The sequence below is a fragment of the Chitinophaga silvatica genome (assembly GCF_003419895.1).
Taxonomy (GTDB): domain Bacteria; phylum Bacteroidota; class Bacteroidia; order Chitinophagales; family Chitinophagaceae; genus Chitinophaga; species Chitinophaga silvatica.
The window spans coordinates 391,076-404,315 of sequence record NZ_QPMM01000006.1; the positions used below are offsets into that span (position 1 = coordinate 391,076).

Here is a 13,240-nt window from a genome sequence, read left to right on the forward strand (position 1 = left end):
TATGCTTCTTAAAAAAATTCCCTTTGCTTCTTAGCTTCTTTGCGTCTTTGCGAGTAACAACAAAATCAACACATGAAAAAACCAATCTTATCATTTTTGTTACTGGCATCTTTGCAGAGCTTTGCTCAGGAAAATGTGCTGCAATATGTAAAGCCAATTACAGGAACCCAAAGGATGGGTCATACCTATCCCGGTGCTACTGTACCATTTGGAATGGTGCAACTAAGCCCTGAAACTGATACCATTCCATACGATATGAATGGAAAGTATAATCCCGATGTTTATAAATATTGTGCAGGTTATCAATATGAAGACAAAACTATCGTAGGTTTTAGTCATACCCATTTTAGCGGTACAGGCCACTCCGATCTGGGCGATTTCCTTATTATGCCTACTGTGGGTACCTTACAGTTAAACCCCGGAACCGCCGATAATCCCGAAAGTGGCTACCGCTCCCGCTTTTCTCATAGCACAGAAGTAGCCGAACCAGCATATTACAAAGTAAAACTGGAAGATGATAACATCCTTGCTGAATTAACTACCACCAACAGAGTTGGATTCCATCAATATACTTTTCCACAAACAGATCAGGCTCATATCATATTGGATATGATGTCGGGGATTTATAATCATGAAAATAAAAATGTCTGGACTTTCATCAGAGTTGAAAACGATACACTGATTACAGGCTGGAGACAAACTAACGGTTGGGCACGTACGAGAATTGAATATTTTGCTATGGTGTTTTCCAAACCATTTGTACAATATGGGCAGCAAAACAATTCTAAAGACGTTTATCGTGGCTTCTGGAGAAAATTTGATCAGACAAAGAATTTCCCTGAAATGGCAGGTCGACAAATTCGTGCATACTTCGACTTTAAAACAACTGCCGGAGAGAAAATTAAAATCAAATTTGCATTGTCGCCGGTTAGTACTGCCGGCGCTGTAAAAAACCTATCTGAAATTCCAGGATGGGATTTTGAAGAGGTAAAACGTCAGGGGCAAGCACTTTGGACAAAAGAACTGAATAAAATCCACATAGAATCCAATAGCCGTGAAGAAAAAGAGAATTTCTATACAGCTATGTATCATGCTTTCATTAATCCTACTACCTATATGGATATTGATGGATCATACAGAGGATTGGATATGAATATACACCAGGCCGAAGGTTTTACGAACTATACTACTTTCTCTCTCTGGGATACATATAGAGCACTGCATCCGTTATTCAATGTGATTCAGCCTAAACGTAATGCAGATATGGTGCAATCGATGCTGAAACATTACGAGCAAAGCGCACAACATATGTTACCAATTTGGTCGCATTATGCAAATGAAAACTGGTGTATGATCGGTTATCATAGCGTTTCAGTAATTGCTGATGCTATTATGAAAGGAAATGCTCCCTTTGATGCTGAGAAAGCACTGGAAGCCTGTGTAACTACTGCCCGTCATCGCTCTTACGACGGATTGGAATACTATATAGATAAAGGTTATATACCTGAAGATAAAAACGGATCATCAGTTTCCAAGACACTTGAATATGCATATGACGACTGGTGTATTGCACAGGTAGCGAAGAAGTTGGGTAAGACTGATATTTACAATGAGTTTATCAAACGTTCTGCTAATTATAAGAATGTGTATGATTCTCAATCAGGATTCATGCGTCCACGTTTGGATAACGGTACATTTAAAGCCAGCTTCGATCCGTTGCAAACACACGACCAGGGATTCATTGAAGGGAATGCCTGGAACTACAGCTTATACGTACCGCATAATCCAGATGATATGATTGCTATGATGGGAGGTAAAAAACAATTTACTCAGCATCTTGATTCTCTTTTCACAATGGAATTGCCTGATAAATACTTTGCAGAAACCGAAGATATTACCAGAGATGGAATCATCGGTAACTATGTGCATGGTAACGAACCTTCACATCATGTTGCTTATTTATACAACTGGACAGGTCAGCCATGGAAAACTCAGGAAAGAGTAAGAATGATTCTTAAAAAAATGTATCATCCAGGGCCTGATGGTTTAGGAGGTAATGATGATTGCGGACAAATGAGTGCCTGGTACATTTTCACTACTCTTGGGTTCTATCCTGTTTGTCCGGGTTCCGATCAGTATGCGCTGGGTAGTCCGGCAATTGAGAAAGCTACCTTACAATTGGAAAATGGGAAAACTTTTGTTGTGGATGTGAAGAATCAAAGCGATAAGAATGTATATGTACAGAAAGTGGTTCTTAATGGTACTCCTTTAAATCGTTACTACATAACACATGATGAAATAATGAAAGGAGGAACTATCACTTTTGTGATGGGAGCTAAAGCGAAGAAATAAGATAGGAAAAATTAGGAGATGAGGGAATTTATTTCTTCATGACTTAATGTGTAAATTCACTACTAATACGAAGGGGCCGACTCAAAATACTTTTGGGTCGGCCTTTTTTTATTTTGAGAAAAAGGGAGTATTTACTAAGATGTATTGTTATAATAAAATTGCTCTGCGCGGAGTTGTTTATTAAATTGGGGAAAGGCAAAAAGTAAAATCTTTAAAGTCACCTTTAAGCCGAGAGCTCTTAAAATCAGGTGATATGTAGGGCGAACTGATTAAAAAAGTTAAAAGAGATTTATTGAATATAAAAACACCAAAGACGGGTCTTATTTAGAACAGGCTCTTATTAACCAACATGGGCTGATGAAAAACGGGGGAACGTTATTAAATGATGTAAATAGCATTAAAAGAGAACTTTGGGGGTTCTTTGGTGTAAAGCCGTAAAAGGTATTAAAATGAGAGCAAATCAAATACTTGAATTTGGAGACTATTATAAAGATGAATTTTATCCCAAAACTTATCATGTCCAAGATCTTGAGAATGATGAGTTAATGGATACTGTTTCCCGCATACATATAAATAGCAGAATTTCCACCTCCGAGTTAGAAGCAATAGCTGATGCATTGAAAAAAAGACCGCAGATAGATTTTCGCCTTTATAAGAATGCATTCCTTAATGAAGCAGAATGGGAGTTGTTCTCACACATTCGCAAGCTTTGGATTAGAATTGACAGAACATTACAGAGTCTTAATTTTCTTGAGAAAATTCCTATGCTTGAAAAATTAGCTATTGAAGGAAGTGTAGAGGAAAAAAATCCTTCATTATTACCATTGCAATTGTTAAAAAATCTAAAATGGCTTAACCTTGTAGATATTCAACAGGATATTAATCAAATAGTCTGGCCAGGTGCACTTAATCATTTAGGTGTAACTATCCCTAAATTAAAAGAAGCTGATTTTCTATCTAAAATTCCTGCAATTCATAATCTTGGTATTCATCAAACTAAAATAAAAGATTACAGCTTCCTTATTAATATTCCTGACCTACGTGTACTATGGCTTTCACAATTAAGCAACTTTAATGATGATGATTCAAAACTATTGTCTAAAATGAAAGATTTGCAATTAGTGTATTTGTCTCGCTGTAAAAGGATAACTAATCTTGATTTTGTTCCTGAAGTAAATGAATTAAAAATTCTGAAAATAGATCATATTAACATTGCCTCATTCGATCCTTTATCCCAAAGTCCGCAACTGAACACACTATCGGCATCTTATGTAACACCCCTTGATAAAAGAATTGATGGACTTCTAAATCTTAAACATGTATATTTTGGAGGAGATATTCCCAAAGATGAAGTAGCGCGTTTCAAAAAGGAATTTAAAGGAATTGATGCAGTAATAGGCCCAGAAATAATTAAAGGCAACCTGGCTGCTAATGAAGCATTATTCGAAATGTCATATATTTACCAAGTGTAGTTATAATTTAGTTTATAAAATTTCAGACATCTTATTATATAATAAATGCCTGGAATTTTATGCTTTTATTGATTATTTCCTACAACGCAAATTAGTTTCCATTCTCTAAAGTAAACTTAATAGTAAATGTATAAGTGTTGGGGGTAAGTCAACATTTAGCGCAATTGGAAAACATCACATCAAATTATTCTGACAAATTGCCGTATACGGATCCGTACGTACGGTGATGTGAGAGGACAGGTAACCAAATAATGGCTACCTTCCTACTCGATTTCAATAATTACTTAGTCACTAATTACAACCATTATTGGATTGGTCTTATAAATATCACCATTGTCATGAGTAAATTTTACTCTCATCATATAAGTTCCAGCCGGTAAAGTTGGTCTTATTACAATCTGGTGTATTTCATTAAATGCGATCATATTTTCCATTTGCGGCGTACCACTTATAAACTCCATTTCATTAGCCGGATATCCTTTGCCACAAACATTCTGGTTAGAACCATTCATCACTTCAATAAGTTGGAGGATTTGAGTACCCTGATAAATTTCAACTTCAATTTTTCCAGGAATTGCCGGAATACCTTGGATAGTTCGAGGACTAACTCCAATACTCTGATTCATGAATCTACCATAAAGCTGAACAAAACGGCAGCCCGACATATTAGTAACACGGGAAGAATCCAGTATAGTAACCCTATTAAACATTTTTACTGTGGCTGTATCCAATCTTTGATTAAGGGCACCACTAAAAGTTCTGAAGATAGTATTATTGATTTTCAGATAGAAGTTACTAAAATCTATATACCCCTTACCCACTACTATATTTAAAGGATATGATATGCTAATAGCATTATCATTCAGCGTTTTAACGGTAAGATCATAAGTTTTGGTAGAATCATTTTTAGAGGTCAATACCGCTTTGTTGGTCTGCTCATTAAATCCTGCGCCATAAAATATTTGCTCTCCACCTTCGATTCCAACTATTTTATTAATGTTATAGAGATTGGCCCAGTCAGGGGTATTCATGTTATACATTTTCATATAATCGAGGCTGAAGCTGGGAGTCGTAAATTCCAGGGAGTCTGCTATTTTCACTTCATTATTCTGACGAAGCGTCAGGCGGGCTTTATACTTGGTTTTTCTGACAAGTGAGGCAAATGAAAATGCTTCATTGTTATGTGGGTTCAAAGTAGTGGAACTACCGTCAGTAGTCAATTCTACAGAGGCATTATACTGAAGCAGTTTACTGGCTTCGCCACTAACTTTAATCAATGCAATATCGGAAGTAAGATCGAGTAACTGAATTTTGGCAGTTGCTGCAAATTGATTCAGTTCTGCATTTGATTTTTCAACATTTTTTTCATCTTTTTTCGAACAGGATGCTAAGAATGCAACCGATAGTACCAGGGGTAGGATCTTTTTCAAAGGCATAGGTTTTAATTTGTAAAGTGCAAAGAAATAAGTTTTTAAATTACAGAAATAGTAGTAATACGACATAAACTTATCATGCCTGAAAATGGCAAAAAAAAGGGCACCTCAAAAATGAGATGCCCTTTCCTTATAAATGTTGATTATTAAGGAAGTAATGCTACAGAAACCACACCTAACTGCACTTTTTGATTTGCGTCGGTTGATTTGAAACGGAGATACAGGTTGTGTAATTTGCCGTCAGTAACCGGAGTAAATTTAAGCATAGCTTTATTAGGAGCCATGGCTACTGCGCCCGGGCCGATTGTTAGTTCTCCCAAACGAGTACCATTTTCATCATCTAAGAATACTTCAACAACATATCCTTGTTGAAGAGCTTCCTGAGACATATAAGTCAGTTCAATTCCACCAACTTCAGTCAGATCAAGTTTATTATAACTTGCAGAACCACCATCAGTAGGAATTAAGAGCTTCATGTTATTGATAGAGAAAGCAGAAACGCCATTACCTTTAGAATAATCGCCTGCACCCAGTTTAGAGTTGCGCAGTTCGATGGTTGCAATACCGGTAATTGGTTTGATACCAGGACCACCTTTATCGGTATAGCTGGCAAGCATATACAATGTACCATTGTCTTTTACTTCGCCACCCAAAGTTGGGTTAATGCTACCACTAACAGGCAGGGAAGCTACCTTAGTAGTATTACCACCTACAGAGTAGATATATTCTACCAATTGTTTAGCTTCTCCCATTGAAATGGCAGGGTGAGCAGACATAGCTGTTTCTCCCCAAACTCCACCACCACCATTGATGATTTTCTTAGCCAGTTTTTCAGGTGCTTCAGGATCATTTTTGTATTTCTCAGCCACTTGTTTGAATGATGGTCCTATAGATTTTTCATCAACTTTGTGACAAGTCTTACAATCAGAAACTTCCATGATATTTTTACCAGCAATAGCGCCGCTGATGATCTGGTGACCCTGAGGAGCTGCTGCTTTATCTTTTCCATCGATATAATCAGCTTTCACAAAGATGTTGTTAACATCCAGTTTACCATCAGCTGAATTACCGTCTTCTTTATCATTAATGTTAACGGTATAACGAACTTGTTTGCCCGGGAAGTAGAACATCTTGTTACCAGCGATGTCGATTTTCACTTCAGGAGTTTCGTTACCGGCGTATAAGTCGATGTTTTTACTTTTGGTTTTAGCGCCTTTATCATCAGCCACTTCAACGAATGCCTGGTATTCGCCAGCGGTAGTGTATGTATATTCTACAAAAGGTTCGGTAGTTTCTTTTTTGGTTCCATTACCGAAGTTCCACATATAAGTAAGTTTATCGCCATCCGGATCTTTAGAACCTTCAGCACTTAATTTTACTTTAAATGGCAGACCACCGGTTTGGTGACTTGCAGAAATTTCAACCTTAGGAGCGCGGTTACCACCGTTGTAATCGATACGTACAAGACCAGCATCAGCATTCTTGCTAAACCAGCCATTACCATATTCAAGTACATACATGCGGCCATCAGGGCCCATTTCCATGTCGATAGGTGCAATGAATTTGGTATGCGGCATGAATTTCTCCATTTTAGAGAAATTACCGTTTTTATCCATTGTTACAGCCATGATCCAACCACGAATCCAGTCATAGATAAACAGTTTACCATTAAAGTATTCAGGGAAACGTGTTTCTTTCGGATAGAATTCGCTGTAGTATACTGGTCCGGCTTCGGCATTACGACCTCCGGAACCTACAATCGGGAATTCTTCAGATTTACCATAAGGGTACCAGATGAAAGCAGATGTAGCTGGTGGCAGTTCCTTCAAGCCAGTATTATTACGAGAATGGTTGATTGGTTTTAACGGATCGTAATATGGTCCGCTTTCTCCTGTTTCGTAATCATACATTCTGTAAGGTTTGTTATTAGCGATAAACATAGGATAACCGAAGAAACCTGGTTTCTTGGCCTGGTTTATCTCATCATAACCTCTTGGTCCGCGAAGTGAATCATCGTTATTTGCATCAGGTCCTACTTCTCCCCAATATACAAACCCGGTTTTCTGGTCCACTGTCATACGATATGGGTTACGAGTACCCATTGCGAAGATTTCAGGACGAGTGTTGGCAGTACCTTCAGGGAAGAGGTTACCTTTTGGAATAGAGTAAGAACCGTCTTCGTTTACTTTAATACGAATGATTTTACCACGGAGATCATTGGTATTTGCAGAACCACGCAGATCATCATATTGGAGGTGACCTGGTCTGTCGTCGGTTGGGCCAAATCCTTTGCTCACATATTTCTGACCTGGTTCGTCGAATGGTGTGGTATTATCACCTGTAGATAAATAAAGTAAACCATCAGGTCCGAATGCGATAGAACCGCCGGTATGGCAGCAGATATCACGTTGTGAATAGAACTGAAGGATTACTTTTTCAGAAGACATATCAAGTTTGTTGTTTTCGAATTTGAAACGAGACAAACGGTTTACAGAAGTGTCTTTAGGTGAATACATCGTATAGATGTAGTGATTGTCTTTGAAGTGAGGGTCGGCAGCCAGACCGATGAAACCTTCTTCAGCATTTACTTTAGGAGCATCGGTATGGTGATAAACATTCAATATTCCTACCTGAGAGAGTTTTTTCTCGGCATTATTATAGAGCATCAGTTCACCACGACGTTGAGCGATCAGCACGTCGAGGTTCGGAAGTATAGCCATTTCCGTTGGTTCGAATAATTCGCCGGATACCAATTGGGTTCTGGTGAAACGATCTTCCTCCGGAACGCGTAAGGTAGTAGCGCGGCTATAATCCAGCACCAGGTTTTTACCGATAGCGTATTTGATACCGCCAGCCAGGTGTTTCAGGAACAGGCTATCTGTATATGATTCTTCGGTATGTCCTAAGCCAGTATAGAAAGCACGGCCACCGTCGTAATCATGATACCAGCTAATTGGGTGATTACCATTCATAGTACCGCCTTCATAGCTCTTTTCATCGAGTTTCAGCAATACAGTAGTAGTGGTATCTACGTTTTTATAATTATACCATTCGTCGGTATGTTCCCATTTTTCCGGGAGTCCTTCAGTTGCAGGGAAAGATTTATCAACTATTTGGATAGAAGCTTTATGCACACCTGGAGGGTGGTTTTGAAACCATGCGCCGGCGAGGTGGTTATACCATCCCCACTCGTATTCGGCATCAGCAGCGGCGTGAATACCAACGTATCCACCACCAGCCTGAATATATCTTTCAAAGTCGGCTTCCTGGTAATTATCCAACAGATCGCCAGTGGTATTGAGGAAGATTACTGCAGAATATTGTTGAAGCGTGTCTTCATTAAATTTAGAAGCATCAACAGTAGTATCAACATCAAATCCATTTTCCTGCCCTAATTTATACATGGCGGTAATACCAGGTGTAATAGAAGAGTGGTGAAAGCCGGCAGTTTTTGTGAATACCAGTACTTTAGGTTTTCCCGGGCGGGATTTCTGACAGGCAGCAAAACCAACAAGCGCCAGGAGAAGAAGAAGTTTAATTGAATTTTTCATTACTATAGCTAGTCTTTTTTAGTGGGTTTCCAGTTGCCGATGGAATACTCGATTCCACCCAGCAAATGCTTCAAAAATACAGGATCCTGATAGGCTTCCTTAACGTGGCCCAGCTCAGTATAAAAGGCGCGTCCACCCTCGAAATCATGGTACCAGCACATTGGATGGTTATCCCCATTTTTACCGCCGTTGTAGGTGCTTTCATCAATTTTGATCAGCACATTAACATCGGGGTTAAGATTTCTGAAGTTGTACCACTCATCTTTACGGATCCATTCATCTGGCAAGTCTTTAGTAGCCGGATGATTGTGATCAATAACTCTGAGTGTAGCGGTTTGTTGGGCAGGGTGACTTAAAAACCAGGCACCAGCCAACTTGTTGTACCAAGGCCAATCATACTCTGTATCTGTAGCAGCATGAATCCCCATCCATGCTCCACCTTTGTGTATATAATTTTCGAAAGCTACCTGTTGTGTACTATCCAACACATCACCGGTAGTGCAGCTGAAAATTACAGCAGCATAATTTTTAAGATTGGAAGGAGTGAAAACACTGGCATCTTCCGTAGTGTCTACCTTAAAACCATTTTCTTCTCCGAGTTTCATGATTGCCAGTTTAGCAGCTGGAATACAATCGTGACGGAAACCTTTGGTTTTGGAGAACACTAAAACTCTTTTAACTTTTGGTTTATGACCTGCATTTGCAACTGTCGCACCAATGAGGAGCATGAGTGTTAAAAACGTGGTTAATGTTTTCATTGTATACGTGGGTTATTGTTTCTCGCAGAGATGCAAAGAAGCAAAGTGGCAAAGGGTTTTATTTTAATAATTTGAATTTAATTCTTTAAAAAACCTTTGCTGCTTTGCTTCCTTTGCGACTTTGCGAGAAAAGGGATTAAAGTTCTCTTATTTTGATATTACGGTACCATACATCGTTACCGTGATCTTGTAAGGCTATACGTCCTTTTTGGTATTTACCAAACTCTTTCCAGTTTTTGAATTTACTACCAGCAACCAAAGCATCCCATTCAGGAGTACCCATTGTAGTTTCGGCAGTTTTAGTACCATTCAGCCAAAGAGTCAGGTGGCCATCTTTTTTAATGATTTTTGCAGTATTCCACTGGCCAACTGGTTTAGCCATGCGTTTAGGAGCCTGGATCATATCATAAAGATCACCTGCATTATGTTTGATGTTTTTGCCATCCGGATGTTTATCATCATCCAACACCTGCATTTCAGGACCTGTTAAATAAGATTGGCTTAAAGAAGGATCTTCATGCACGCTGAAGATAACGCCACTGTTACCAGCTTCAGAGATTTTCCAATCGATAGTAAACTCATAGTTTTCATACTCATCGTTGGTAACGAGGTCGCCACCCGGAGCTCCATTTTTCTTTGCAGATTGGTCGAGTGCAATAGCGCCATCAACTACTTTCCAGGCTGGGCTGGCAGAAGATTGGTTGTAGCTATGCCAACCGTTGGTGGAAGTACCGTCGAAAAGGAGTTTCCAGCCTTGTTTTTTCTCTTTAGATGACAAGGTATTTAACTTCTGGGCATTAACAGCCTGAGTACTTATTACAGCACCAAGCATCAGGGCACCCATGATGATTTTTTTCATTTACTATAAAGTTGATTGATGATAGAGATTATTTTAAAGACAAGATGTAGCTAACCATTTCTTTAGCATCATCTTTAGAAACGTTTGGATGTGGCAGCATTGCTACTTCACCCCAGTTACCGGAACCACCTTTGATTACTTTTTCAGCCAGTTTGTCAACATTTTCAGGAGTGTTAGGATATTTAGCTGCAATGTCTTTCAATGCAGGTCCAACAACTTTAACTCCTTCTTTGTGACAAGTACCGCAATCGCTGGCAGCCATTAATTTTTCTCCTTTGCTTTCAGGTTTACCTGCGTTTGGAGACACCATTGAATTATCTGCCGGAGCTTCCTGAGCGCTGTTATCAGCTTTCTTTTCTTCCTGTTTGGATTCTCCTCCGCATGCTGCAAAAAATAAAGCACTTAGTACCAGCGGCGCCAGATATCTCTTTCTCATTTGTTGAAGTTTTAATAAGTTGTTTATAATAGATTTTTTGTGAATTACTGATTTAATGACTTTGGGATTTTGTCTATGGGTTCAAAAGAATCAATAAACAAAATCCCAAAATATAGGTTGTTGCAGTACGATTTATATACCGAGTATGCGTTTATTAAAAGCATCATCCGTGCCAGCTCCGGCAAAGTCATCAAATGCTTTTTCTGTTACTCGGATAATATGATCTTTAATGAAAGGAGCTCCTTCTTTAGCACCATCTTCCGGATGCTTGATGCAGCATTCCCATTCCATGACAGCCCATCCGGCATAATCGTATTGTGTGAGTTTGCTGAAGATGGATTTAAAATCAACCTGTCCGTCTCCCAATGAGCGGAAACGTCCGGGCCTGTCGATCCACGATTGGAAACCACCATATACACCAGATCTGCCTGTTGCGTTGAATTCAGCATCCTTTACGTGAAATGCTTTAATTCTTTCGTGGTAGATATCGATGTACTCGAGATAGTCGAGGCATTGTAAAAGCAGGTGGCTTGGATCGTAGAGCAAGTTAGCTCTTTTATGGTTACCGGTAGCCTCCAGGAAACGTTCGAAAGAAATACCATCGTGCAAATCTTCGCCCGGATGGATTTCATAACAAACATCAACTCCGTTTTCCTCGAATTCGTTGAGGATAGGCAGCCAGCGTTTTGCTAATTCAGCAAATCCGGTTTCTACCAATCCTGCAGGGCGCTGAGGCCAAGGATATAAGGCAGGAGCCCAAAGTAAGGCACCGCTGAAAGTAGCATGTGCGCTTAATCCGAGGTTACGGCTTGCTTTAGCAGCATATTTGAGCTGGTTAACAGCCCATTCTGTGCGAGCATTAATATTATTATGATAAGCTGCAGGTGCAAATCCATCAAACATTTCGGAGAATGCAGGATTTACAGCCACCAGCTGGCCTTGCAGGTGAGAGCTCAGTTCAGTGATTTCCAAACCGGCAGCATTCACGATACCTTTGATCTCATCTGCATAGGTTTTGCTTTCAGCGGCTTTCTGCAGATCTATCAACCTCGTGTCCCAGGATGGAATCTGTACTCCTTTAAAGCCAATTGAGGCAGCCCATTCGCAAATGGATTTCAGATTATTGAAAGGCGCTTCATCTCCCATGAACTGCGCCAGAAAAATACCAGGTCCTTTTATCGTTTTCATACAGTCGTTCTAGTGATGAGTACTAAATCTCGAAGGTAGTCCATTTTGCTTCACTTTGTGAAGAGCGAACAACGTTGTCGATGAACGCCATACCACGGATACCGTCGTCTACACTTGGGAAATCAAGAGATTCAGGAGCAGGTTGAGTGCCATCGATTTTCGCGGTAAGTGTACGGGCGAAGTTGCGATACAAGTTACCAAATGCTTCCAGGTAGCCTTCAGGGTGGCCGCCCGGAGTGCGTGTATTGGCAGTCATGTAGCTCGATTGGAAGCCATAACCATTACCGGCACGGTAAATTTCTGTTGGCTTATCTAACCATTTTACAAGGAGAGTATTTGGCTCCTGTTGTGCCCATTCCAAACCGCCTTTTTCTCCGTAAACACGGATTTTAAGAGCGTTTTCTTCACCTGCAGCAACCTGAGAAGCCATCAATACACCGGCAGCTCCATTGTCGAAACGCAGTAATACGCCACCATCGTCGTCCAATGCGCGGCCCGGCACCATAATGTTCAGGTCTGCACAGAGTTTTTCAATTTTGGAACCTGTGATATATTCAGCAAGGTTTGCAGCGTGCGTACCAATGTCGCCCATGCAACCACTCTTACCGGATTTAGTAGGATCTGTTCTCCACGCTGCCTGAGCATTTCCTTCTCTTTCGCTCATTTTACTCAGCCAACCCTGTGGATATTCTACCCATACTTTACGGATTTTACCTAAAGCACCATCTTTTACCATTTGTTTGGCTTGTTTCACCATTGGATAGCCGGTGTAGGTATGAGTCAGTAAAAGAGTAAGACCAGTAGCTTCTACTTTTTCCTTCAACTTCTTAGCTTCATCGAGCGAGAAAGTAATAGGTTTTTCTATTACTACGTTAAAGCCTTTGTCTAACGCCATCATGGCAGGCTCGAAGTGTGCGAAGTTAGGAGTAACGATTGTAACGAAATCCAGTCTTTTATCAGCAGGCATTGCAGCCTCTTTTTCCAGCATGGTTTTGAAATCGAGGTAGGTGCGTTCCGGATCCAGGAATAACATTTTTCCTGAATCAACCGCAATTTCATTATTGATACTGAGGGCACCCGCCACCAATTCAATTAATCCATCCATATTGGCAGCAATGCGATGGATTGCACCAATGAAGGCGTCTTTACCGCCTCCGATCATTCCCATTCTAAGTTTCCGTGTCATATTTA

9 protein-coding genes are annotated in these 13,240 nt (G+C 40.0%); 2 read left to right on the forward strand and 7 right to left on the reverse strand.

Features of this window, described 5'->3' with window-relative positions:
- The first annotated feature begins 72 nt into the window (after positions 1-72).
- Positions 73-2,352: a GH92 family glycosyl hydrolase gene (locus DVR12_RS12740; protein WP_116976051.1), complete on the forward strand. Its 2,280-nt coding sequence runs from the start codon at positions 73-75 to the stop codon at positions 2,350-2,352.
- Positions 2,353-2,801: 449 nt separating this feature from the next.
- A complete protein-coding gene (locus DVR12_RS12745; RefSeq protein ID WP_116976052.1) occupies positions 2,802-3,824 on the forward strand; it encodes a hypothetical protein in 1,023 nt (340 codons plus the stop codon).
- A 284-nt stretch (positions 3,825-4,108) separates the two neighbouring features.
- On the opposite strand, the gene DVR12_RS12750 is transcribed toward DVR12_RS12745, so the two are convergent.
- The 7 genes from DVR12_RS12750 to DVR12_RS12780 all read right to left on the reverse strand — a co-directional run bounded on the left by DVR12_RS12750 (position 4,109) and on the right by DVR12_RS12780 (position 13,235).
- Positions 4,109-5,254, reverse strand: a complete 1,146-nt coding sequence (locus DVR12_RS12750; protein WP_147323451.1) for a hypothetical protein — start codon at positions 5,252-5,254, stop codon at positions 4,109-4,111.
- A gap of 149 nt (positions 5,255-5,403) precedes the next feature.
- A complete protein-coding gene (locus DVR12_RS12755; protein WP_116976054.1) occupies positions 5,404-8,808 on the reverse strand; it encodes a ThuA domain-containing protein in 3,405 nt (1,134 codons plus the stop codon).
- Positions 8,809-8,816: 8 nt separating this feature from the next.
- Positions 8,817-9,566 carry a ThuA domain-containing protein gene (locus tag DVR12_RS12760; RefSeq protein ID WP_116976055.1) on the reverse strand — a complete coding sequence of 250 codons (750 nt, stop codon included), beginning with the start codon at positions 9,564-9,566 and terminating at the stop codon, positions 8,817-8,819.
- Positions 9,567-9,702: 136 nt separating this feature from the next.
- Positions 9,703-10,425, reverse strand: a complete 723-nt coding sequence (locus DVR12_RS12765; protein ID WP_116976056.1) for a 3-keto-disaccharide hydrolase — start codon at positions 10,423-10,425, stop codon at positions 9,703-9,705.
- 28 nt (positions 10,426-10,453) lie between these two features.
- A complete protein-coding gene (locus DVR12_RS12770) occupies positions 10,454-10,861 on the reverse strand; it encodes a c-type cytochrome (RefSeq protein ID WP_116976057.1) in 408 nt (135 codons plus the stop codon).
- Positions 10,862-10,993: 132 nt separating this feature from the next.
- The gene (locus tag DVR12_RS12775; RefSeq protein WP_116976058.1) at positions 10,994-12,049 is read right to left on the reverse strand and encodes a sugar phosphate isomerase/epimerase family protein; all 1,056 of its coding nucleotides are present in this window, start codon (positions 12,047-12,049) and stop codon (positions 10,994-10,996) included.
- A 22-nt stretch (positions 12,050-12,071) separates the two neighbouring features.
- On the reverse strand, positions 12,072-13,235 hold the full coding sequence (locus DVR12_RS12780; protein WP_116976059.1) for a Gfo/Idh/MocA family protein: 1,164 nt from the start codon (positions 13,233-13,235) through the stop codon (positions 12,072-12,074).
- Positions 13,236-13,240 lie beyond the last annotated feature (5 nt).